The organism is Chitinimonas sp., from assembly GCF_041904975.1.
Classification (GTDB): domain Bacteria; phylum Pseudomonadota; class Gammaproteobacteria; order Burkholderiales; family Chitinimonadaceae; genus Chitinimonas.
In genome coordinates this window covers 1-21,631 of the sequence record NZ_JAYRLZ010000041.1, presented here as the reverse complement: position 1 = coordinate 21,631, position 21,631 = coordinate 1, and the positions used below count along the sequence as shown (strand labels likewise).

The following is a 21,631-nucleotide window of genomic DNA, read 5'->3' as shown; positions in this document are numbered from 1 at the left end:
GCACCGCCCATGGGTGGAATGGCGCGCTGCCATTGGGTATCCAGCGCCAGAAACAGCTGCAGGGCTTGCCAGTTTTCCGGCCAGACCGCGTACACATCGGGTTCCGGCTCGTCATTGGCCGATTCGGCACCCAGGTGGTGATTGATCTGCGCATCGGTCAGGCCCAACTCACGAAAGGCCTGCCGCTCCTCCTCGCTCACCGGCTCCGCATCGCTGTGGCGCGGCGGCCGTTGCAGCCGCGCCCAATGCTCGGCCGCCCCAGTCAGTTTCCCCGCTTGGCGCCCACGCGCTGGCCGTTCACCAGCTTCCAGAAGTCGCGCATGATCGCGGCGCGCGCATAGGTCACATTGATAATGTCGTCGCGCACTTCCCGAATGAACTCGTCGCTGTCGACCGTGCCTTTCGGGTCGCTGTAGACAATGCGGGTCCCATCTTCTTCCTGAATCTTGTCGACCCGCTTCACCACCTCGGCCGCCAGATCCACGCTGTCATCACCATCGCGCAGGCCCTTCAGCATCTCGTCCAGCTGGTCCTGATGCGGAATCAGGTAAGTCACATCAATCTGGTGTTTCTCGATGCGCCCTCCATCGACTGGCTTGTCGATGGTTACCGGCACGGTCAGCAACGAAATACTTTTTCTGGACTGGCGTACAAACATGGCTTTCTCTCTTGCTGTTGTGGGGATAAGGTCAGCGGCTGGGCTTATTTCGCCAGTAGCTGGAAATCGTCGTTACCGGTGGCGGAATGCACAAACTTCAGATCGAGCTTGAGCGCCACCGCCTTGTCCTTGTCGTCGTATTCGGCCTTGGTCACCTGCACGAAGCTGGACGAAAAGCCGACGATATTGCCGGCCGTCATGCCATGGGTCAGGGTGAGGGTGCCGAGCGTGGCCGAGCGGACATTGCTGAAAAAGTCGACAGTGGCAATGGCCGGGTCTGGGATGGTGATGCTGCCGGTCGGCGCCCGATCGGTAATGATCTGGTCTTCCATGCCCGGCAGGTTGCGGTGCACCAGGCTGCTGGACATGTCGAAACTGAAGTCATAAAAACCGAAGGTCTGGCCGAACAGCGAAACTGGCGGGGTGTTGGCCTTGTTCACCGCCACCGGCTTCTGGTAACCGGTCAGAGCAATACCGGCAGGCAGGGCGGCATCGGTGATGCCGACGTAAATACCCTGCAGCTTGTACTTGAGCACCGGAATGCCCTCGGCCGTCATCGAGCCCGACACAGATCCGCGCACGCCGGTCATAACGTGCTTTTTGCCGGCATAGAAGTAATAGCCGGTGGCCGATTCAAACCCGGCGCTGATCGGGTTGTACGCAGCGCTAACCGATGCGGTCAGCACCTCGGCCAGGCCGCAGGTGCGCAACAGCGGGCCATACTTGGGCGCGGTGCCGGCGGTACCGGAGCCGGCCCATTCGATTTCGCCTTCCACCATCATCTGCGTGCCTACGGCGATATCTTCCATATGGCCCATGGCGGCGGTTTCGATATCCCGGCTCACCATCTTGGCGTCCATCGGGGTGATCTTGGTATTGCGCAGCAGCACCGCATCAGTGGCGGCGGCCGGGGTGGAATCGGTGCCGTACACCGTTTCGACTTTCAACAAGAAGGCTTTTACGCGGGTAGAGCCGGGCATGGTGGTGTCCTTTCAGTACGTGCCCGCAAGCCGGGCAAGGGTTTATTCGGCAGTGCTGGGTGCGCCTGGCGTGGCGTCGTCTTCGGTGTCTGCAGCGCGGGTGAGCTCACCGCTCACAGGGTCGGCGACATAGCTGCCGCCCGCTTGGGCGATCGGCGGCGCGGTGGCGGCCGGGGTGTTCTCGGTCGGGCTGTCGGCGTGGGGCTTGTTTTTTGCTGCCATGGGGCGCTCCTTCAGTTCAGATACCAATCCAGGCGGAAAGCCACCCAGCCATACGGCGCTTCAATCTGGCCGCTCTGTTGCGCCTCGCGCAGGGCCAGATTGCCCAGACCGGCCGGCAGATTGCCGACAAACGCTTTGATCTCGTCGAGCATCGCCAGCTCGGCGCGCTCTACATCAAGGCCGCTGGCTTTTTCGGCCAGTTGAATCTGGCCGATCAGTGCCAGCTCCAGGGTGCCCAGCTGCGCTTCACGCCCGGGGTAATCGGCGTATTCGCTTTCACGGCGGGCAATCAGGGTATAAATGCCGGCGCTCAGCTCGCTATGGGTGCGCAGATTGCTGTCACACCAGGCGCGGGTGACGCGGCGGGCTGGCAGGGCGCTGGCCAGTGCGCTTTTCAGCGCCTCAAGGCGGCTATCGGTTGTCATCCGAACACCGCCCGCACGCCAGCTTCCGTGCTATCGCGCAGCAGCTGCTGCACCCGGCTCTGCGTCTTGACCATGGCGCGCTGCATAAAGGGGTTCGGTTTGATGCCATTGCGGGCAATAGCGCGGCCGATCAGGAACACCAACTCGTCGACCTCTTTGGCGCCGTCGCGGGTACGGGCACGGCGGCTACCTACCACCCGACGCTTGACCCACTCATAAAACGGCGAGCCGGGCCGGCCGTTTGGCATGCGACCCGGCAGCCGGCCGCCATGCACATAGCCGGCGTAATCGGTAGCGGGCGCCACAAACCGGGCCAATGCCGATTCATTCGCCACGGCAATGCTATTGGTCAGCAGCGAGGTAGCACCCTTGGGCGCTTCCTGCCGCGCCACGGCCGCCACTTCGCCGGCAGCGCGATCGAGGCCGGCGCCCAAGATGGCGGCCATGGTCTGCGGTGCCTTGGCAAAGGCAGCGCGGGCGCGCTTGTCGTCGATTTCAATCAGGCTCATTGGCGGGCCTCTTCAAACAGGCGCATCAGCTCGGCAAACAGGGCGGCCGGCGTGCCGTTGCGCGGGCCTTGGCTCATGCCATCGCGCAGCGCCATTGGCTTCACCACATTGCGAATCGCCAGCTCCTTGCAGGCCTCGGCCTGGGCGCGCAGTAGCAGTAAGCCGCGATCCTGCGGGCGTACCGTTGTTTGCGTCGGGTCTTCCAGCACGGCATGGCTGGCGTAGTAGCGGTAGGCATAGCGGCTACCCAGTAGGGCCAGCTGGCGCGGGCTGGGTGCGATCGACAGTTCCAGCACCTGGCCGGCGGCAGTACGCAGGCAGCGCACTCGCGGCATTTCGCCGGGGTAGTTGGCACTCCATGGCGCAATGCCGTGGCCGGTGCCCCAGCTGGTGCTATGGAAATCGCGAAAGTCGGCCGGGGTCGGGTAGCAGCCGCTGGCGTCGGCATCGGCCTGTAAATCGAAACTGGCGCGGCGCAGCAGGGGCCGAACCCGGCCAAGATCAGCGGCAGCCAGGTCGATGAAGCGCGCAAAGTCGGCATCGTCTACCGCGTCAAACAGACCGCCGGCATCGTGCAGGCTGGCCTTGAGTTCGGCGGCCAGCGCGCTGCGCTTCATCTCCATGCCCATATCAGGCTTGGCCTTCGCTGTTGTCGCCGTTTTCGGCGGTCTTGCTGCCGGCAGCCAGAATCGCTTCAGCAATCGCACCCAGCACGCCCTTGCGTGGTTGCGGCGCGGCTTGTTCCAGCTCGCCCAGGCGTTCCAGTTCTGCCACCGACAAGCCAGCCAGGGCGGCCTGCACGTCTGCCACCTTGTGGTCCAGCAGTTCGGCCAGCGGGTCGGCATCGGGCGCTTCCTGCTGCTCGGCGGCCGGCGCCAGAAAGTCCGGGTGCAGGGTGGCCTCTACCTCGCGGGTCTGGCCGGGCGGAATGGTGACATTGCCGATGTAAACCACCGTGTCGGTGTCGTTGCTATAGGGCAGGAATTTCATTGCGCGGGCTCCATGGCCCGCCCGAAGCTCGGGCGGGCGGGTGGCGGGTGGCTTATCGGCCGGTGAAGGAGTAAGCCAGCACCGATGTCATGCGGTTGCGGATCGGCGTCGGCACCTTGATGGCGTTGTATTCCTCGCCGTAGGCCTGTTTCTTGCCGATCGCCTGTCCCTGGGCGTTGACTGCCTCGAAGGGCTCGCCCATGGAAAACGGCTTGGCCACCGTGTAGGTAAGCTGGCCGCGCTGGCCCAGCAGAATGCGCTGGTCGCCAAGGTCGATGCCTGGCGCATTGGTGCCAAAGGATTCCACCGACTTGATGGCCGCGAGATCCCCGCCCGGCGTGGTGTCGCTGCCATTGCGCTTGGCGGCAGCGGTGAACACCTCGGCATTGGTGACCATATCGTTCAGCACCGGGCTCATCAGCATGTAATCCGGGGTGATATAGCGCTGACCCATCAACAGGGCCTTTTGCGCGCCAATGGCCTGCACCACCTTGTTCATCTGCTTCTCGATGGTCGAGCCGCCCGGTACGTCCAGGTCCACCTTCAGCACATTGGTGGCGCGGCCGTAGGTGATGGTGTTGCTGCCTGTGGCGGGCGGGAATACCGGCGCACCCAGCTGGTTCACAAACTGCACATAGCCCAGGTTGTAATTGGTAATGCGGTAGTAGGTGCCGGGCGTCTGGGTATTGCTGCCGTCATACATGGCCACCGGTACGCTATTGAGCACCACCGTAATCGGGTTTTCAGCCACGCCCTGGGTGTTGCCCTGCACGTCGCGCGCTTGGAAGGGGCGGACAATCGGGAAGGTGGCAGTCTTGTAGCTGCTGACGCTGGTGCCATTCAGGCCGGTAATCGGCTCGGCGGTGACGGTTACCGCGTTGTAGCAATCGCTGGAACGCTGCAGCTCGTTTGCAATGCGGCGGTGAATCAGCTCACGCAGTACGCGGGCGCAGGTTTCGATATTGCGCGCCATCGCGTCCCAGTTCAGCTGGTGGGACCGGGTGAAGTACACCACTTCATTCGAGATCAGGTACGCCACCTTGGTCGGGGTGATATAGGCCGAATCGTTCTGCTGCGAGATGCTTGCGTAGTTGATCGGCTGGCCTTCAAACACCACACCATCATTGAGCACGCCAGATACATCGCGCAGCTCGTACGGGATCAGCGTGGTGGTGGTGGCATTGAAGTCGGTCAGGGTGTTGACCAGCTGCAGGATATTCAGGTCAGACAGCGCTTCGCGGATCACCTCGCGCACAAAGCCAGCCGGCAGATTGGTATTCGCCATGCCGGTCGGGTTGCCAGCCAGATACTTGGCTTCGTCGTGAATCTGCCGGCCGTTGATGCGGTCGTACTGGGCCAGCACCTTTTCTACCCAGGGGCTGACCTTCTCGGCCAGGATCAGCTGGCCGGGACCGGTGTAGCCGGTCTTGCGCAGATTGTCGCGGTAGATCTGGCTGAGCGTTTTGGCCCCTTCGTCCGGTACGGTAATGACCGGACTGCCGGAGCCGCCCCAGCCAAGCTGCGACAGCTGGCGGGCAATGGCGGTCTTGCCGGCCTGATCAATCACAAACGTGGCCAAGGCTTTCACCTGCTCGTCGCTCATGCTGCCATTCACCATCGGCGCGGTTTCCTCGGCCAGGGTGCGGCGGGTGGCTTCGTCCAGGCTACTGGCTGCGTTGATAGTGTCGGTCAGCAGCTTGACCCGGCCGGCGTGGGCCTCTGCCAGCTGGCGCGCTTCACTGTCACGCTGCGCCAAGGTTTTGCTGACGGCATCGGCCACCAGACTGGCGACATCGGGCGTCGGCGCAGCGGCCAGGGTAATCGACACGCTGCCTGCATTGGCCGTGGCAGCGCGCACGGCATCAGCGCCGGCGGCAATCTGCTCGCATAGCGTGGTGGCGGCGGCGTCTTCGGTGATATGGGTCAAGGCGTCTTCTGCCGCCTTCACCATGGCGTTGATGGCAGATTCGGACAGGTTTTTGGCGGCCAGCTGCTGACGCAGCTGCTTGAGTTTTTCAGCCCATTTCATGGTGATCTCCAGCGAGAGGGATTTGATAAGGTCGTGTGCGACGTACACCGGCAGGCTCGCGGGGCCGTCTTGGGACAACTGGACCGGGTCAAGGCGCTTGATCACCGGGCGGGTAGTCAGGCCGGCACCAAGGAGTACACATCCCCAGTTTTTGCCGGCTTCGTTGTCGACAAACCGTTCGTGGAATTCGGCGGACAGGTAGACATAGCCCTTGTTCTTCACGGCATCGATGCCGTAAGGGGTCCAATCGACCAGGGCACGCAGGCGGTTGCCTTCTACCGACAGGCGCAGCACCTTGGCGGCGGCGCCTTCGTCGGGGCGGTGCGACACATCCAGAAAAATGTCCTGCCCATATGCGCCGGCGTCGAAGTTGCGCACCATCTCGGCCAGCATGGCCGGCGTGATGGAAAATTCGCCATAGCGTGGATCGGTAAACGTGCCGGTGCGGGTAATGGTTACCCAGGTCTGTTTACCGGCTTCGGCCTGGCTTTCGGTGACGATGCCGCCCGACAGCACGCGCACGGCGCCGGCAATGGGGTGGCTGTGTAGCTGGAAGTGTCGCCCTGCGCGCATCGTCTGCCTCGATCCGGTTGCGCGGCGGCACAGGCCGACCGCGCTACCGCTTCAACGCCGGGAGAGGTCGGCAGAAGCGGTTGTCGGGCAGATTAGGGGAAGTGGGCTAATCGCAAACAGGGGGGGGAAATGATCGGTTCAGCTGGCGCAGCAATACGTTCAACTGGGCGCGGGCATGCTCAACCTGCATCAAGGCCAGGGTCAGTGCCGGGTGGGCAATGTCCATGGGTACCGTGCAATAGAGGCGGTTAGCCTCATCTAGCTTGGCTAGCGCACGGCGGGCCCGGATGGTGGGATCAGCGCGACGTGACATGGTCTCGCTCCTTGAGGCAGTCCAGCGCGCAGCGCAGATTGCAATCCAGCGGCTTGAGCAGGGCATAGAAACCGTTGGCCTCCAGATCGGTATGCCGGCCCGCATCGGCCAACAGTAAGACCAGCGTGAACAAGGCGGCCTGGGTTTCTTCCACCAGCCGGTGGGCCTCGGTCAGATCGTCGGCGCGGAGCTTGGCGGGGTTAAGCATGGCTCACCTCCACGATGTGCGTGCTGCGTGCCAGTACCGCGCGGGCGGCGTCGAGGTCCAGCGCAAGCAAATGACCGCGACGCCGACCATCCATGTGCCGCTCGTACTCACCGGGCAACCACAGGTGATGCTCGGCCAGCACCTGCTTGAAGGCCCGCGCCCGCATGCCGCCACGCTGCTGCCATTCCGTCTGTAATGCCGGGTGTGCGCGAAGATGCCGTTCAAAATCACCCGGCAAAAAGATCAGTGCCGCGCGGCCGTCGATCATGTCCAGGGCATGCGGCGGTGCCAGCCGGCCCAGGGTGATTTCATCGAGCAGGGTTTTCAGCATCCACAACCACATGGCCGGCGGCCGTGGCGGGCTGGCTTCGCTTATCGGCGGCGCGGGTGGCGGTGGCGGTAAACCCAGGTGCGCATGCATGGCCTCCAGATAACTGGCCAGCAGCACCTTGCGCGCCGGATCGCGGGCATCCGCCCAGTCGTTGCACAGGCGGCGGGCCTTATCCAGATCGGCTACCCGGTCGCTGCCGGGGCTGCGGCGCGATTTGACTCGGGGATTGTTGGCGCTGCCTTGGGTCCAGTAGTCCCACAGCGCTTCGTCGCATTCTTCCTGGTAGGCGACCACTTTTTCGCGCAACTCGGGCGCAACCTTGTTCGGGTTGATCGAATACAACCAGGCGGGAAGTTTGCGCAGGGGGATGCAAGTCATTTCCCGCAGGCGGCCATCATCGGCAACCGTTGGGATTTCCTCAACGGTTGATTTGAACTTTTCACAGATCTTGGTGAACTGACCCGCCCAGTCCAAACCCATGTTTACGGCAATGGTTCGCATCGCCACATAGGGCTGGTCGTTATGGGAAACCAAGACGACGGTGTCGCCGTGGAAGGGGACGGGGAATAACTGGTCATGAGCAGCCATGACGGCCTCCTGCTGGATCGTTGAATGTCACCCCGTGTTGAGCGGGGCGGCCGAGCACTTCAACACCGCCAGCAGACGGCCCCCAGCTTTCCCCTTGCGGGTCTTGTATCGCTGGACGCTACTCGGCCATTGGGAAGCAGTTATGGTAGAAATCACCACAACTCAAATGCAATGGTCGCAAAAAAACCGCGATTCAGTCGCGGGGCACTGCTGCTGGAAGGTGTGTTGAGCACCTGCGCCAAGCATAGAACGAACTGCGTGAACCGCGCAACTCGATTATGCTGCGGCCCACACTTTCACAGCTCCGCCAACTTGCAGCAATGCCCTATTCATTTTTGGTCCCACCCTCAATCGAAGCAGACCTTTTGGCAAAAGCCGAAAGCCACGACGAGGAAGCGCGCCTCTATCGCGAAGCCATAGCGCATCTGCGAACCGAGGTGGTTTCTGATGTTGATCTGATCTTCCGGCTCTACGTGACACTACGCAACCAACAAGCCGTAGCGAACGAATTGAGGGAACGTGGGGTTCGTCAATCGCCCACACGGCAGCATGATAAAACCAGTGTTGGTGAAGTATTGAAATCCGACGCTGCGACTGTGGGTAGCCTCGGCTTGTGGTTTGTAGCCAATCAAATCAAGGCAGGAAACCTAGAGCGCATGTGGCCCGTTATCTCAAGACAGCAGTAGCCAGAAACGACGAAGCCAGCCTAGGCGATCCAGTTATCACAGAGATCGTGACAACTGGCGGAGCGGCCATCCTCGGCAACCATTACGATTTCCGTAATGGTTGAATCAGGGCTTGGCGTCGCCGCTCAGCCCGAATTCTTCCAGCGTCACCGGCGCAGGCTCACGTTCACCGAATTGCGCACGCAGCGAGGCCTTCAGCTTGGAAAGCGCGGTGGGCTGGAGTCGCGGATCGTCGGGTTCCAATACATCCGCGTAGTCGCCGTCAAAAAAGCACAGCAGATCATCGTCCTGCAAGTCGGCACGGCGCTTCCAGACTGGGTAACCCGCGATTTCAACAATCACATCATCCTGGTGTGCGGCCGGACGGTGCATACGAAACTCAGCCAAACTTCAGCTTGCGCTTAGGCTGGGAGGCAGGTTGTTGAGTGCTCTCAAGCTTCGGCGAAGTGAGTACGACGTCCGCTTCGAATGCAACAACGCCATGCGAGTGAGTGCGACGCTTAGCCGCTTCGGCCTTGACCTCGGCAAAGGTAGTGCGTTTCATTGACCGCAGGCTTTCAATAAATTTACTCATATTCTGATGCCTTTCACTGCCATGTATTCGTTCAACATTTCCCAGCTTAGGCTGTGATCCGACAGATCGAAAACGGTTTCCATCTTCTCGCCGTTATCGTACCACCAGCGGCGACCTCCCTCCATGCGAAGCAGATCCGAAAGATATTCGGCATGCTGGAATTGCTGGGGTAGCTTATTTCTGATGGAGGTAGGAAGCAACGCATCAAAGCCCATACTTGGCCAAACGTGATAGCCGAAGAACAGATCGCGTTTGGCCGCACTGCCAGCCGCTTCCAGTAGCACGGCACTAACACCGATCTCTCTGGCGGCATAGAGGCTCAACACCATGGATCGCGGGCCAATGCCCTTGTCCTGCATATCCTGTCGGACATAAATAGACTCCGGGCGCAGAAAAAGCTTGAAATCTTCGCCTTCATTGAAGAGCTCGTACTCTGACGGATAGGCGAATATTCGGGGATTGGACACTGTAATGATGCGTGTGGGCCGTTCCTGCCCGCCAGCAGACAAAGTAAGCGTGCTGCCATCTGGCGCACCGGCAAGCCTGCCTATCAGATTCACGTCATTGAGGTCTGCAACCTCTCGATCATTAAGTGAGCGATCTATTTTCAACGTCAGATCGCGCTGGTTGAAGTAGCGGGCTGAAATGGGGTCTCGGGCATCCATAATTGGCAGTTTACTCTGGTTCATCACCCGCGCCTTGGCCTGCTCGATGCTCTCCACCCCCGCCTTGTCGTCGTCGCTCACCTCATGATCAAACACCGCCACCACATAGCTTAATGTGTTCGGGTGGGCTGGCCAGGGGTTCTTGCCGTGCGGATATACCCCCTTGCCCAGTCCATAAAGATTGGCGGCGGCATGCACATCGCAGATATCGGGCTCAGGGTGGGCCGGGCTCAGCAGGAAACGGGTGCCGACTGCGCCGGGCGTCTGGGCGGCGCCGGCCTGGTAGGCGGTGCCGTGGGCGCGGTTCAGCTCGGTTCGGAAAAGTCGCTGCGCCTGGTAGTGCGCCGAGCCGCGCCCCGTCATCACCTCGCGCACGCTGCGGCTGATGGCATGGGGGCTGGCGGCCTGCAACGCATCCGCATCGGGCTGGGCGCCGCGCAGGGCGGCCCGATATGCATCGTCGCCACGGATGATAGCGAGCTCGATGGCGCCTTCCACCCGGGCAGTGGTCTGCTTGTTGATGCGCCATAGCCGGTCGGATAGCTGCAGGCCGTCATCGGCCACCAGGCGGCGCACGAATTCCACCGCGCCATGGTTGATCCGGTCGATATTCACCCCAGCTTGCGCAAACGGCTGGCTGCCCAGGCCGGCGGCATGGGGTAATGCCTGGTCCAGCAGCTTGTTGCGCTCTGCCGCCAGCCTCGCCAGCTCGCGGCCTACCTGATAGCGCAGATAGTCGAGCCGATCGAGCGCCACCCGATCGCCTGCGGCGGCGGCGCGCTGGATTTCCTCGGCCAGGGTTTCGCTGGCAGATAAATACAGGTCGCGCAGCTGCAGCAAGGTCTGCTCGTCGTACTGGTTCATGGCGGCGCGGGCATTGGCGCTGGCGCGCTTGATGGCTGCCGCGCGGGCAATGGCATCAGCCATGGTTTACCGCCGTTGCGCTATCGCCCTTGCGGCCATTGCCGGGGGTAATGCTCACTTTCGGGCCGCTCCCTTGTCCTTCCGGGTAAGGGTCGAGGTTCGCATCCTCCCACTGGCGGCGCTTTTCTACCTCGGCGCCGTCATAGCCCAACTCTTCCCACACCATGCCCATCGGCAGGCCCATCGCCTTGAGCTTGAGGCCGCGATCGGTGGTTTGTGTCGGTGTTTCGGTGCGCCGTTCCTTGAAGGTCAGCTTGTAGCCCACTTCATCGGGGTTGATGCCCTGCAGCAGCAGGTGCAGGCGCCAACCGGCGTCGTAGCCATAGCTGATGGTGTCTTGAATGGTGTCGATTTCGTCGTAATAGTCGCGGGTCAGGTCGGCCAGAATGTCGCGGCTCAGGCCATCGGTGTAACCCATCATGCCCTTGGGTAGCGGGCCGCCGGCAAAGAAGGTATCGAGCAAGTGGGCAATGTCGGCAATCTGGTCCAGGTTGGCATCACCTTGCAGCGCCGTTACGCCGCCTTTCTTGTTCAGGTAGTAATCCGTGACCACCCCGGCCGCCTGGTCGGCTTCCACCCGGCTGCGGTAGGCGTCCATATCTTCGGCGCTGGCGCTTTCGAGCACATGGCTCATACGCAGCGGGGCGCGCATGCGGCGGCGGATCACCAGATCCTCGTCGGTCATGGTCAGTTTCTGCCAGGTGGCGCGGCTGGCATCCAGAAAGGGCCGGCCCATGCTGCCCAAGTCGTCGAAGTTGTCCGGGTCGAAGCGTGCCAGTGTCAGTTTCCACAGCGGGAAGGCGGCCAGCTCGGTGCCGGCCAGTATGTCCAGCTGGCTATAGGCGCGCTGCAGGTCGGCAAAGCGGCCGTTCTGGCCGACATTGGGGCGGATGGTCTCGGCCGGCAGGCGCACGGCGGCGACCACTTGGTTCGCATCGTCCAGCACCCATTGCAGGGCCAGATTGCCTTCCACGATCAGGCCGCGGGCGTCGCTCTTGAGCTTTTCTGCCCTATCCAGCTGCAGGCGGCGCTGGAAATCGCGCCACAGGCGGCTGATGGCTGGCGATTCGCTGGTTTGCTGCAATACCAGTCCGCCCTTGGTGGCATCGCGCGCCACCCGTTTGTGAATCATCTTCACCCGGCCATCAGCCCTATCCATGCGGCGGATATCGGCAACGGTGGCGCGCAGCTCAAAATCCACCCACATCTGCCGGTACAGGTATTTGATCTGGTCTTCCGGCGTCGGGCGCCGGCCGGCTTCATCCGTTCTGCCGGTTTCGCCGGGCACCCGGGAATTGAATTTGCCCGAGATGGCGGGAAAGCGATCGCCAAGCATGCTGAGCGCCTTGCTGCCCAAGCTGCGAAACGAGGTGGGAAATAATTGCATGGCTGTCTCCTTGCGATAGCGCGCCGATGCCGGGCGTGGCCAGCAGCTGGCTACGGCTTTGCACTCGGCTGGCGATCAGGGTGGGCACCGGCATGGCGCCCTGGTTATTGAGCGCCCACACAGCGGCGCATGCGGCATCAAAGAAATCGTCACCGATACGCGGGTCGGCCATCTTGTAGCTGGCATAGGCGGCGCGGGTCGCCTCGGTCTTGACGTTGCCCACTTGACGCACAAAGCGCTGCCAGTCTTCGTTCTCGGCCGCGTCTTCGTCGTAGGACGGGATAGCCGCCAGCTTGTTGTGAAATGCGGCGCGTAGCTGGCTGGCCATGGCGTGCTTGGTCATGCCGTCGAAGCGTATCGGCGCAAACGGCCATTGCGCCCAGGTGGTGGCGGTGCTCTGGCCGTCGCCGATGGTGCGGCGGTCGATATCGGTCAGGCCGGCCCGGAACAGATCGTCGTTCAGGGTGGTCAGCGCGCCCACGCCGTAAGCGTCGCCCATGGCGTAATCCGGGCGGAAATAGCGCCACAGTTCCAGCAGATCACGCATCACCACCAGATCATCGGTGCCAGGTGGCCAGCTGCGCACATAGGGGAAAGTGATGTAGTTGCCAATCTGCTCGGCGATCACCACGGCCGAGCGCGAGGCGTGGGCGTTTTCGCCGTGGCCTGAATGGTCATAGCCCATCGAGATCAGCCCGCGCCGCTTGACGCGCATTCCCGGCAGCGGCCCCGCCGGCGATAGCATGGCAGCCACTCCGGTGGCCTTGGCCAGCTGGATGTACTGCTCGAAGATGAAATTGGTCGCGCGGGTGTTCATGCAGCAGAACTGGCGCAGCCATTCGTGTTCGGTCTGCTGGGCGCGCATGCTGTTGGCCCAGTCCTGGTTTACCAAGCCGAGCGCCAAGGCCAGATACACGTCCACCGTGGGCAATAGATGGTATTCGCCGGTGGCGATCAGGCTGGTCAGCACATCGGCGCCCTTGTAAACGCCGGTAACGCGAATCTTCGGCTCGAACTTGACCGACGCATCGGCGCCCAGGCGCCGCGCTGAGCCGAGCATGGGCAGAAAGCGGCTCATAAGCCGGTCTTGCGGGCAATCGTCCACTTCATCGATGGAGGCAATGCTGATCGCATCGCCGTCGATTTGGGACATGATCCCGAATGCGGTGGCTTTGCTGTGATTGGCGAAGGTATAGGCGGTGTCGGTCTTTTGCTTGCGGCCGTTTTTGTAGCCGATGAATGCCTTGAGCATGTCGGATCGGTCGATGGCATCCAGGTGATACTTGAGGCCGATTTGCGACTGCTGCAGCCGCGGCGCCACGATGCCCTCTTCCTGGTGCGAATTGCACGCCAGTTCCTCCAGGCTGTGAAGCTCCTTCACCACGGTCTTACCGGTACGCCGGCAGGACACATCCACCGTGTTCGGGTGGATGTCCATTTCGTGCATTTTCAGGATCTGCGCCGGGTCCAGTTCGACGCCATGAACATGCTTGTGCCACAGGGCATGCTGGCGCAGGCCGGTGTCCGGGTCAGGCCGGCCAAAGCGCAGGATCTCCACCTCGGCCCGGTCGGCAATTACCGCCCGCTGTGCCGGCGATACCCGGATCACGAACCACCCCCGTTCTCGCGTATATGCTCGATCACGATCGGGTCGCGGCTCTTGTTGGCGCGGGCTTGCTCCATCAGACCGCGCAAGCTTTCCACCGCCACGGCCTGCCGCTTGGCAAAGTCGCTCAGCGATTCCTGGGCGGCGCTGTCCTGCTTCAGGCGGCCCATGCTTTCCTCGGCCTCTTCAACCACGCGCGGCGTCATCGCCAAATCGGCCAGTGACATATTGTTGCGGGTGAGGAATTCGCCCAAGGGCTTCAGCAGTGGGTGCGCGCTGATTTCCTTCAGGATGCGGTGCTGGCCGTCCTGGTCGACATAGTTGGCGATATGCAGCACGCCCTCTTTGTCGGTGTACCACTGCGGGGTTTCGACCTTCACCCCATCCGCCAGGATGATCTGCAGCATTTGCTGCACCACCGCCACCGTGGCGGCCTGCATGCCGGCGAACAGGCTGGTCAGCATTTTCGGGTTGCGCTGCTCGAAGGCGGCATGCACGGTCATGAATAGCCGGGTCTGCATCACGCATGCCGGCTGTTCTGCACAATAGCCGCGGTCTACGTCACAGGTCTTGCAATGGGCATAGCCATCCGGCTTGGCCGGGAAATAGGTCGCGGTTTTGGCGTGCAGCCCGGTTTTCATGGCGTTGAAGCGGGTGCGCAGCGCTTCTTCTGGCGTAGGGTGGCCGGCCACATTGGCCGCCACAGCCGCCTTACCGGCGGCGGTCTTCGGCCCGGTCGCCGATATCCAGGCCTTCATCAAGGCCCGATGCCAGCCCGGCTGGCTGGCGTCCTGATAACCACAGCCGGGGCAGCTGGCAAAGTAGCGGTAGGGGTGCCAGGCGGCCGTCTGTTCCTCTATCGGCTCGATCTTGTCCGGCTTGGCATCAAACGTGTGCCGGCAAACGCCACACTGAAAGGTGACGGAATCAACCGGCCGGGAGAGATCAAGATGGCGCTTTGCGGGCATGCTGACATGCTCGCAAAGGCCTTGGCGCCGTTAACAGGGGGGGTAGGTGGGCGATTTTGGCTGTTTTTGTTGGCGCTTCTCGTTCATTTAACGAGATCCGGCGGTGTGACAGAGGCAAGCAGGCAATCAAGCCGCTGGGTCTCGTCAGTGGTCCATTCCACATACATGGCCGAACAGGGCGCGGTAATTGCCGGTGGCCGCGTGTCGGACTGCTTAGCGGATTCTCCGCAACTGAGAGGCGCTGAGCTCTTCTCCATAGTTCTCCTTCAGCCTTTCTCTGACCTCAGACGGCCGCAGGCCTGCAGCCCGTAGCGCCCGGATATGCTGATTGCGCTGCCAGCGCAGCCACTGGCTGTAGCGCCGCAGTGGCAGGGTAAGCGTCCCGCTGTCATCGCGCGGCGCATCGGGCGTATCCAGCACCCGCCATGCCGCCAAGAAAGCGTCCACGCCCAACAGCTCAGCCACCGCCAGCCATTCGCGCTGAAGCCCTAGCCTCGCCAGCTCTTCAAGTCGCGGATCCGGCAGGGTGTTGCGCGAAAAATTGGCCGGGGTGCAATTCTCCAGGTACCCGCCTCCCCTGGCAGCACCGACCCCCACGCCCTGCCGACCCCCCACCCCTAGCCCGACCTTGTCCATTTCGCCCCCTGAACTGCGTGAATCCATCACCATCACCACCCTGTAACCCGCTCTGCTGCGTCGCCCTACTGCGCACTCCATTCAGAAAGCGCAGCTGATTTAGCCCGTTCTGAGGGCCACTTGTGCGCGCACATGGAAAGCCCACAGCGGCAGCGAGCAACAACCCCCGCCGGGTTCGTCCTATTAAACTTGTACGCACCAACAAGAAACAACCGCGCCCCATGGCAGACCATGCGCCAGCAACGCTGGCTACACCGTAAATCGTTCCTTCATCATGCCCAGCAATGCCGATGCCGGCGTTTTGATCTTCGACAGCGGCCCAGCCTTGTCGACCACAGAGGTAGCCTTGCGCAGTGCCAGGTGCGTATAGATCTTCGTGGACTCTGCACTGCCATGGCCCAGCAGTGCCCCTGTAACCTGCAGCGGCGTATCGTCTTCAGTCAGCTCAGTGCCAAACAGATGCCGGGCCGCATGCGGGTGAGCCTCACGCCTGGGCACCCCCACCTTGTCCGCGTAGCGTTCAATGATTCGCTGCACACCGCGCGCTGTTAGGCGCCGCTTCTCCCCGACCCATTCATGCGGCGGACATCGCCGATTGATCGTGTTGACGAACAGCACCTCATCACCGTCTTTCAAGTGCGCATCAATGCCGGCTCGGTCCGGGTGCTCCAGGTACATCCGAATCAACAGCTCAGCCTCGCGGGGTATCGGTAGCAGCCGCTCCTTGTTGCCCTTCTCCAGGGTGCGCACCCCCAGCCGGCGCTCTGTCCTGGCATAGCGGTCCCGCAGCTCATACTCCACCAGGGCCGACCGATTCAGGCCGACCAGACCGCTAACCCGCAGGCCGCAGCCGATCAGCAGGGCCATCATGGCGGCGTCGCGCACACCCTCGAAGCGGCTGAAGTCCGGTGCGGCCATCAGCTTCTCAGCGCTGGCCATGCTCATCACATCGGGCAGCGGCTTGCCTGCTGCTGGGTACTCTATGCGAGCCGCTAGGTTGACCTCGCACTGGCCACGCTGCTGCAGCCAGGAATAGAACCCGCGAATGCAGGCCACGTATGGAATGCGGCTGCGAGCATGCAGCCCGAATTGCTTGTTCAGATGCAGGCCGGTGAACAGCAGCAGCTCATCTTCCTGCGCGGTGCGCGGATCTCTGCCAGCCATGAATACCTTGAAGCGCGCCAGCACATCACGATAAGCAGCAATCGTGCGCGGCTGGCGGCCATCGGTGTGCCGCTTGTGTTCGAGGAACTTCTCTACCAAGGCATCGAAAATATCCGGCGGGGACACGTATTTGAATCCGTGGGTGTGTGATTGGACATGCCTACCTGTAAAGCATTGATTTTACAGGAATCAGCACTCACAGAATCACACATCTTCACACCAAATACAATTTTGTTTATTTATCGGTCAAACGCTTGTTTCGTGGAAATAATGACCAATTTTGTGTGATTACATTCCTCTTTTATATCTCTCTCTTTCTCTTTGAAAAATAAGAAGAAAGAAGAATATAAGGAGAGGCCAGCCCGATCTGCCCGGAAATCTAAATGTGTATTTTCGAGGCAAAGCCGTGGGATTTTTGCGCAAATCCGTGAGAGCAAACCCCGTAAAAATCAAAGACTTATGCGAAAATCACGCAAAATTACACATGTTTCACGCGCTGCTTGCTGGGGCAATAGTCAAAACCTACTGATTTCGCTGGCCTTCAGCCGGTTTTCCCGCCGGCTTCCCACAGCTTCCCGGCCGCCGACTTGTGGGAGCCGCACCAGGCCTACGCAACAAAGCGAGCGCTTGCTTGATGGGTAAGTCGGGCGCATTCCAGCTTGTCGGGCCCGCATCTCTGCTGACGGGGTTTTGGGCGCGCCAATATCTTATTGAAGGGGTGCGGGGAAACGTAGCCAGGCCGCAAGCGCGGCCGCCTTCTTATTGGTTTGTTGGTCCGCAATCGCAAATAGGACCCAGCAAATGCAAGGCTTTTAGAGGGGTATGCAAACGGCGATTGCGGCCCGAAATTCGGCTGCAAGCCGCGCAATTCTTAGAATTGGCAGAGCACTCTTAATCCGTAGGTCCACAGTTCGAATCTGTGACGCCCCACCAATAAAATCAAAGGTCTGTTGCGTTATCGCAGCAGGCCTTTGTGCTTTTCTACGCTCAGTTGCTATGCAACCCGCGCTATTGGACGTGGTGAGGTGCTCCGGGGTGTTGCTGTTTTGTCAACGAGGCTCCGGATAACGCTATCGCCTCGCGGCTGCGGCCTGCCGCATATGCTGCAATTTCCGGGCTGTCCGGAAAGGTTCACCACCGGGCCAGGTTTTGTCCGACCGGGGCGTTTCTGCTGCGAGTCCGGTTCGTAAGGGGGGCTGCGCTTCCCTAGGCAAACAGCCCATGCAGATACCAGATGCCTTCGTTACGCCGCAGGAATACCCAATAGCGACGCCCGGATCGCCCTTCCGCCTGGTAGTAGTCGCGCGATGCTTGCTTGCCATCGAACCAGCCTGCCACGATCCGCTCGGGCCCTTCTTTCAGCTGTAGTGGTTCCTGGTACCAAAGCTTGCCTGCACGCATCTCCAGTGCTTTGGGTAAATCCAGCAGCCAGCCAGGTCGCTCGCCCACAGGTAGCACCTGTGACGGCTCCGGTCGGCCGGTCTTGCGCCAGGCGAGTTCCGGCCGATGCTCCGGCATGCTCTGCAGATGCGCTACCGCCTCGTCGCCCAAGCGGGCGCGCAGTTTTGCCATGAGCAATTCGAAGTCGGCGTTTTGATCGGCCGAGCCGAATAGATCAGTCGTCGTGCCGTCGAGCTCAAGCAAGGTGTCGGCAATCAGGCTCATATGCGCCACCGGAGCCGGTAGTACCAAGCGGTTCATGCGCTCGCGCGTTACTGCCAGCATCGTCCGGGATGAGCGTGACGGCTGACCGAAACCCACCTCAAGCCGCGTCTCTTCCTGGGCTGCATGGCGCAGCACGAACACGACCTGCAACACGCCCATGCCATGTCCGAGCAGAAAGGCAGCCAGTTCGCCCAGCAGGCGCTTGGCAATAAACCCCAGTGCCTCGATGCTGTCGCTTGCCCAGTTGAGCTCCATATGTCGCTCGAATCTATCGGGTGGCTCGAACACCTTGCGTGGGTCGGGCAAGCGTCCGAGTGCTCGGTCGAGCATCAGCAGGAAATCGTTGCCGAAGCGCTTGCCCAGACCTGGCCGTGGCAAATCCAATACTTGTTGCAGGGTATGCAGGCCGAGCTTTTCGAGCGCCTCGCGTTGCTCGGCTGGCCAAGGCAGGCGGCAAAGCCGGAGCTTGCCCAGCTGCCGTGGCAGCAAGGCTTCATCGCGCAGCGGTTTGCTGACCCCGGCGTGGGCAAGCCAGCTTGCCGCCAGGGGCGTTGGCGCTACACCATGGCTGGCCTGTATGCCGAGTGCCTGTAGCCCTTCCGTCACCAAGCACCGGATGCGGTCGAGCCCGCCGAAATACTGGATACATCCGCCTATTTCCAGTAGCAGGCCGCAGGGCGGGTCGAGTGCTACCGTCGGAGTGAATTGCCCCGCCCAGGTGGCCAGTGTTTGTAGCAGTGCCTGCTCCTGCCCAGGTGCCCTGGGCGCAATGCGCAAGGTGCTGGCTATCGCCCGGGCAGTCATGCATCGCTGTCCCGGCTGTATGCCTGCGCCAAGGGCGACGCTATTGCAGGCGATGATGCGCTCAATGCGGCCAGTGGCCTCGATGACCGCCCATGGTTCTGCATCGGGTGCCGCCGGCAGCGAGAGTGCCTCGAATGGAAGATGCGGGAAATGAAGTGCGAGCCACAGCATGGTTGTTCACCATCAGGCTCACCGGAAGTTCCGGCTCTCGATGTCGAGCTTGCCAAGATGTTCGCTCTTGTCTGCCAGCCTGATGGCCAGTAGATGCACGACGTCGCCATCGCGCTGAATGACGCCATAAACGGCGAGCAGCTTGGCACCGAGCAGCTCTTTGCGCTGCTTTTCGGCGAGATTGCGCCAGACAATCACATTGGTGTTGCCTGTTTCATCCTCCAGCGTTACGAAGGTGACGCCTGCGGCGGTGCTCGGCCGCTGTCGGCACACCACGATTCCACAGGTGCGGGCGGGCTGCCCGTGCTGGCACAGCTGGATTTCGGCTGCGTTGAGCAGTTGCGCTTTGCGCAGTTCAGCGCGGATAAGGCTGAGAGGATGAGGGCGTAGTGTGAGGCCGGTGCTGGCGTAGTCGCTGACGATATCGGCGCCGAGCGAGGGGGGCGGCAGCTCGACCGGGTCGCTATCGTCCGGTTCGCGGGTCAGGTCGTCATACAGATTGATGCCTGTGGCGTCCCACAGGGCCTTGCGTCGATGACCTGCCAGCGACGCAGTTGCATCGGCGGCGGCAAGTTGCCGCAGCGAATGTGAATTGAGCCCGGCTCGCCGCTGCAAGTCATCCAGATTGGCGTAACCACCTGCGGGCCGGTGCGCGGCGATGCGGCGGCCGACCGCCTCGCTTAGCCCCGACACCAGGCGCAAGCCCAGCCGGATGGCATGGGCCGGAGCGTCGGGCGGCTCCAATGTGCAATCCCATTCGCTGTACTGAATATCGATGGGCCGGATCTCGACGCCATGTCGTAGCGCATCCTGTACCAGTTGCGAAGGCGAGTAGAAGCCCATCGGCTGGCTGTTGATCAGCGCGCAGGTGAATGCGGCCGGGTAGTGCCGTTTCAACCAGCTGCTGGCATAGACCAGGATGGCGAAACTGGCGGAATGTGATTCCGGGAAGCCGTATTCGGCGAAGCCTTCGATCTGCTTGAGGATGCGCTGCGCGAAGGATTCCGGGTAGTGGTTTTCCATCAAGCCGGCGTAAAGCTTGGCCCGATATTGTTCCATTTTGCCGGAGGCGCGCCAGCTGGCCATGGCGCGCCGCAGCTCATCGGCCTCACCCGGCGTGAAGCCGGCCGCCACCACGGCCAGTGCCATGACCTGTTCCTGGAAGATCGGCACGCCGAGGGTTCGGGCGAGCACCTTGTTCACTTCCGGCCCCAGATCTTCGATCGGTTCCTCGCCACGCCGCCGCCGCAGATAGGGATGGACCATGTCGCCGACAATGGGCCCGGGCCGGATCAGGGCTATCTCGATCACCAGGTCATAGTAACAACGGGGTTGGAGCCGTGGCAGCATCGACATCTGGGCACGACTTTCGATCTGGAATACGCCGACAGTATCTGCTTTGCAGATCATGTCGTAGGTCTCCGGGTCTTCAGGCGGGATGTCCTGAAACGTGAAGGGCTGCTGCCGGATGGCGGCTACCAGCTGGATCGCTTTGCGGATCGCCGACAGCATGCCCAGTGCAAGCACATCGACCTTGAGCAGACCCATTGCTTCAAGATCATCTTTGTCCCACTGGATGATGGTGCGCTCGGGCATGGCCGCATTCTCGATCGGCACCAGTCTGGCGAGGGGGCCGGCCGAGATGATGAAGCCGCCGACATGCTGCGATAGGTGGCGCGGGAAGCGCAGGATCAGCTCGACCAAGCGCATGAGCAGGCGGATGGTGCGCGATGCCGGGTCGAAGCCTGCTTCCGCCAAGCGTGCCGGCAGATCGGCTTTCTTGTCCCACCAGGAGAGCGTCTTGGTCAGGCGGGTGATTTCCTCCTCGCCCAGCCCCAGTGCGCGTCCCACATCGCGCACGGCGCTTTTCGGGCGGTAGGTGATGACGGTTGCAGCCAGCGCTGCCCGATCGCGCGTATACCGGCGGTAGATGTACTGGATCACCTCCTCGCGCCGCTCGTGCTCGAAGTCGACATCGATGTCGGGCGGCTCGTTGCGCTCGCGGCTGATGAAGCGCTCGAACAGCAGTGTGCCGCGCGCAGGATCCACCTCGGTGATGCCGAGCGCATAGCAGACGGCAGAGTTGGCGGCCGAGCCACGGCCCTGGCAGAGGATGCCGCGGCCACGTGCGAAGCGGACAATATCTTCGACGGTCAGGAAGAAGGGTTCGTAGTTGAGGTCGGCAATCAGCTGCAATTCCCGTGCGACCTGGGTAAGCACCGTGTCGGGTATGCCTTCCGGGTAGCGGCGGGCAAGGCCTTGTCTGGTCAGTGCAGCCAGGTGCTGCGAGCGGCTTATGCCCGGGGGCACCAGTTCATCGGCGTACTCATAGCGCAAGCTGCCAAGATCGAAGGTGCAGCGATCGGCAATGGCAGTGGTTTCGTCCAGCAAGGCTTGCGGGTAGCGCAGCGCCAGACAGTCGAGCGGCCGGAGATAACGTTCGTCATTGGGATGCAACGACATGCCGCACTGGCTTACCGGTTTATGCAGGCGGATGGCGGTAAGCACGTCTTGCAGCGCCTGGCGCGAGGCATCGTGCATGTGCACATCGCCTG

23 protein-coding genes are annotated in these 21,631 nt (G+C 61.8%); 1 reads left to right on the top strand and 22 read right to left on the bottom strand.

Going from position 1 to position 21,631, the window contains the following annotated elements; all coding sequences use genetic code 11:
• The 12 genes from ACE3OH_RS06300 to ACE3OH_RS06245 form a co-directional block, all read right to left on the bottom strand.
• Nucleotides 1-200 (bottom strand): DUF1799 domain-containing protein (locus ACE3OH_RS06300; protein WP_374349643.1); only part of this gene is annotated, 200 nt, incomplete at its 3' end.
• 62 nt (nt 201-262) lie between these two features.
• Nucleotides 263-658, bottom strand: a complete 396-nt coding sequence (locus ACE3OH_RS06295) for a hypothetical protein (protein WP_374349641.1) — start codon at nt 656-658, stop codon at nt 263-265.
• A 44-nt stretch (nt 659-702) separates the two neighbouring features.
• Nucleotides 703-1,638, bottom strand: a complete 936-nt coding sequence (locus ACE3OH_RS06290; RefSeq protein WP_374349638.1) for a phage tail tube protein — start codon at nt 1,636-1,638, stop codon at nt 703-705.
• A gap of 42 nt (nt 1,639-1,680) precedes the next feature.
• The gene (locus ACE3OH_RS06285; RefSeq protein WP_374349635.1) at nt 1,681-1,860 is read right to left on the bottom strand and encodes a hypothetical protein; all 180 of its coding nucleotides are present in this window, start codon (nt 1,858-1,860) and stop codon (nt 1,681-1,683) included.
• 11 nt (nt 1,861-1,871) lie between these two features.
• The gene (locus tag ACE3OH_RS06280) at nt 1,872-2,285 is read right to left on the bottom strand and encodes a hypothetical protein (protein ID WP_374349633.1); all 414 of its coding nucleotides are present in this window, start codon (nt 2,283-2,285) and stop codon (nt 1,872-1,874) included.
• The gene (locus ACE3OH_RS06275) at nt 2,282-2,794 is read right to left on the bottom strand and encodes a hypothetical protein (RefSeq protein ID WP_374349630.1); all 513 of its coding nucleotides are present in this window, start codon (nt 2,792-2,794) and stop codon (nt 2,282-2,284) included. The genes ACE3OH_RS06280 and ACE3OH_RS06275 overlap by 4 nt, the downstream gene beginning before the upstream one ends.
• Complete coding sequence (locus ACE3OH_RS06270; protein WP_374349627.1) at nt 2,791-3,417, bottom strand: hypothetical protein; 627 nt, start codon at nt 3,415-3,417, stop codon at nt 2,791-2,793. Before ACE3OH_RS06270 ends, ACE3OH_RS06275 begins: the two co-directional genes overlap by 4 nt.
• A gap of 7 nt (nt 3,418-3,424) precedes the next feature.
• Nucleotides 3,425-3,784 (bottom strand): hypothetical protein, encoded by a 360-nt coding sequence (locus ACE3OH_RS06265; protein WP_374349624.1) that lies wholly within the window; start codon nt 3,782-3,784, stop codon nt 3,425-3,427.
• A 52-nt stretch (nt 3,785-3,836) separates the two neighbouring features.
• Nucleotides 3,837-6,386 carry a phage protease gene (locus tag ACE3OH_RS06260; protein WP_374349620.1) on the bottom strand — a complete coding sequence of 850 codons (2,550 nt, stop codon included), beginning with the start codon at nt 6,384-6,386 and terminating at the stop codon, nt 3,837-3,839.
• 106 nt (nt 6,387-6,492) lie between these two features.
• Complete coding sequence (locus ACE3OH_RS06255) at nt 6,493-6,699, bottom strand: hypothetical protein (RefSeq protein WP_374349617.1); 207 nt, start codon at nt 6,697-6,699, stop codon at nt 6,493-6,495.
• Complete coding sequence (locus ACE3OH_RS06250; RefSeq protein ID WP_374349614.1) at nt 6,683-6,907, bottom strand: hypothetical protein; 225 nt, start codon at nt 6,905-6,907, stop codon at nt 6,683-6,685. The genes ACE3OH_RS06255 and ACE3OH_RS06250 overlap by 17 nt, the downstream gene beginning before the upstream one ends.
• Nucleotides 6,900-7,826, bottom strand: coding sequence for a phage antirepressor N-terminal domain-containing protein (locus tag ACE3OH_RS06245; RefSeq protein WP_374349612.1), 927 nt, complete (start codon nt 7,824-7,826; stop codon nt 6,900-6,902). The genes ACE3OH_RS06250 and ACE3OH_RS06245 overlap by 8 nt, the downstream gene beginning before the upstream one ends.
• Nucleotides 7,827-8,191: 365 nt before the next feature.
• On the opposite strand from ACE3OH_RS06245, the gene ACE3OH_RS06240 reads away from it, so the two are divergent.
• Entirely contained in the window at nt 8,192-8,512 is a 321-nt protein-coding gene (locus ACE3OH_RS06240) for a hypothetical protein (protein WP_374349610.1), read from the top strand.
• Nucleotides 8,513-8,617: 105 nt separating this feature from the next.
• Here the strand turns inward: ACE3OH_RS06240 and ACE3OH_RS06235 are convergent, their stop codons facing one another.
• The 10 genes from ACE3OH_RS06235 to ACE3OH_RS06190 all read right to left on the bottom strand — a co-directional run.
• Nucleotides 8,618-8,884, bottom strand: coding sequence for a hypothetical protein (locus tag ACE3OH_RS06235; RefSeq protein WP_374349607.1), 267 nt, complete (start codon nt 8,882-8,884; stop codon nt 8,618-8,620).
• 7 nt (nt 8,885-8,891) lie between these two features.
• A complete protein-coding gene (locus ACE3OH_RS06230) occupies nt 8,892-9,086 on the bottom strand; it encodes a hypothetical protein (RefSeq protein WP_374349604.1) in 195 nt (64 codons plus the stop codon).
• Nucleotides 9,083-10,678 (bottom strand): hypothetical protein, encoded by a 1,596-nt coding sequence (locus ACE3OH_RS06225; RefSeq protein ID WP_374349601.1) that lies wholly within the window; start codon nt 10,676-10,678, stop codon nt 9,083-9,085. The genes ACE3OH_RS06230 and ACE3OH_RS06225 overlap by 4 nt, the downstream gene beginning before the upstream one ends.
• A complete protein-coding gene (locus ACE3OH_RS06220; protein ID WP_374349646.1) occupies nt 10,671-12,011 on the bottom strand; it encodes a hypothetical protein in 1,341 nt (446 codons plus the stop codon). Before ACE3OH_RS06220 ends, ACE3OH_RS06225 begins: the two co-directional genes overlap by 8 nt.
• Nucleotides 11,935-13,671 carry a hypothetical protein gene (locus ACE3OH_RS06215; protein WP_374349599.1) on the bottom strand — a complete coding sequence of 579 codons (1,737 nt, stop codon included), beginning with the start codon at nt 13,669-13,671 and terminating at the stop codon, nt 11,935-11,937. Before ACE3OH_RS06215 ends, ACE3OH_RS06220 begins: the two co-directional genes overlap by 77 nt.
• Nucleotides 13,668-14,636, bottom strand: a complete 969-nt coding sequence (locus ACE3OH_RS06210; RefSeq protein WP_374349596.1) for a hypothetical protein — start codon at nt 14,634-14,636, stop codon at nt 13,668-13,670. The genes ACE3OH_RS06215 and ACE3OH_RS06210 overlap by 4 nt, the downstream gene beginning before the upstream one ends.
• 213 nt (nt 14,637-14,849) lie before the next feature.
• Complete coding sequence (locus ACE3OH_RS06205) at nt 14,850-15,299, bottom strand: hypothetical protein (RefSeq protein ID WP_374349594.1); 450 nt, start codon at nt 15,297-15,299, stop codon at nt 14,850-14,852.
• Nucleotides 15,300-15,521: 222 nt separating this feature from the next.
• Nucleotides 15,522-16,562, bottom strand: coding sequence for a tyrosine-type recombinase/integrase (locus ACE3OH_RS06200; RefSeq protein ID WP_374349592.1), 1,041 nt, complete (start codon nt 16,560-16,562; stop codon nt 15,522-15,524).
• Nucleotides 16,563-17,642: 1,080 nt separating this feature from the next.
• On the bottom strand, nt 17,643-19,076 hold the full coding sequence (locus tag ACE3OH_RS06195) for a DNA polymerase Y family protein (protein WP_374349590.1): 1,434 nt from the start codon (nt 19,074-19,076) through the stop codon (nt 17,643-17,645).
• An 18-nt stretch (nt 19,077-19,094) separates the two neighbouring features.
• Nucleotides 19,095-21,631, bottom strand: a 2,537-nt coding sequence (locus ACE3OH_RS06190) for an error-prone DNA polymerase (protein ID WP_374349587.1), incomplete at its 5' end; no start/stop codon positions are given.

What these genes read in the sequence shown, in the direction of transcription:
- ACE3OH_RS06295 (WP_374349641.1), bottom strand. Translation starts at nt 658, where the DNA reads ATGTTTGTACGCCAGTCCAGAAAAAGTATTTCGTTGCTGACCGTGCCG.
- ACE3OH_RS06290 (WP_374349638.1), bottom strand. Translation starts at nt 1,638, where the DNA reads ATGCCCGGCTCTACCCGCGTAAAAGCCTTCTTGTTGAAAGTCGAAACG.
- ACE3OH_RS06285 (WP_374349635.1), bottom strand. Translation starts at nt 1,860, where the DNA reads ATGGCAGCAAAAAACAAGCCCCACGCCGACAGCCCGACCGAGAACACC.
- ACE3OH_RS06280 (WP_374349633.1), bottom strand. Translation starts at nt 2,285, where the DNA reads ATGACAACCGATAGCCGCCTTGAGGCGCTGAAAAGCGCACTGGCCAGC.
- ACE3OH_RS06275 (WP_374349630.1), bottom strand. Translation starts at nt 2,794, where the DNA reads ATGAGCCTGATTGAAATCGACGACAAGCGCGCCCGCGCTGCCTTTGCC.
- ACE3OH_RS06270 (WP_374349627.1), bottom strand. Translation starts at nt 3,417, where the DNA reads ATGGAGATGAAGCGCAGCGCGCTGGCCGCCGAACTCAAGGCCAGCCTG.
- ACE3OH_RS06265 (WP_374349624.1), bottom strand. Translation starts at nt 3,784, where the DNA reads ATGAAATTCCTGCCCTATAGCAACGACACCGACACGGTGGTTTACATC.
- ACE3OH_RS06260 (WP_374349620.1), bottom strand. Translation starts at nt 6,386, where the DNA reads ATGCGCGCAGGGCGACACTTCCAGCTACACAGCCACCCCATTGCCGGC.
- ACE3OH_RS06255 (WP_374349617.1), bottom strand. Translation starts at nt 6,699, where the DNA reads ATGTCACGTCGCGCTGATCCCACCATCCGGGCCCGCCGTGCGCTAGCC.
- ACE3OH_RS06250 (WP_374349614.1), bottom strand. Translation starts at nt 6,907, where the DNA reads ATGCTTAACCCCGCCAAGCTCCGCGCCGACGATCTGACCGAGGCCCAC.
- ACE3OH_RS06245 (WP_374349612.1), bottom strand. Translation starts at nt 7,826, where the DNA reads ATGGCTGCTCATGACCAGTTATTCCCCGTCCCCTTCCACGGCGACACC.
- ACE3OH_RS06235 (WP_374349607.1), bottom strand. Translation starts at nt 8,884, where the DNA reads ATGCACCGTCCGGCCGCACACCAGGATGATGTGATTGTTGAAATCGCG.
- ACE3OH_RS06230 (WP_374349604.1), bottom strand. Translation starts at nt 9,086, where the DNA reads ATGAGTAAATTTATTGAAAGCCTGCGGTCAATGAAACGCACTACCTTT.
- ACE3OH_RS06225 (WP_374349601.1), bottom strand. Translation starts at nt 10,678, where the DNA reads ATGGCTGATGCCATTGCCCGCGCGGCAGCCATCAAGCGCGCCAGCGCC.
- ACE3OH_RS06220 (WP_374349646.1), bottom strand. Translation starts at nt 12,011, where the DNA reads ATGCTTGGCGATCGCTTTCCCGCCATCTCGGGCAAATTCAATTCCCGG.
- ACE3OH_RS06210 (WP_374349596.1), bottom strand. Translation starts at nt 14,636, where the DNA reads ATGCCCGCAAAGCGCCATCTTGATCTCTCCCGGCCGGTTGATTCCGTC.
- ACE3OH_RS06205 (WP_374349594.1), bottom strand. Translation starts at nt 15,299, where the DNA reads ATGGATTCACGCAGTTCAGGGGGCGAAATGGACAAGGTCGGGCTAGGG.
- ACE3OH_RS06195 (WP_374349590.1), bottom strand. Translation starts at nt 19,076, where the DNA reads ATGCTGTGGCTCGCACTTCATTTCCCGCATCTTCCATTCGAGGCACTC.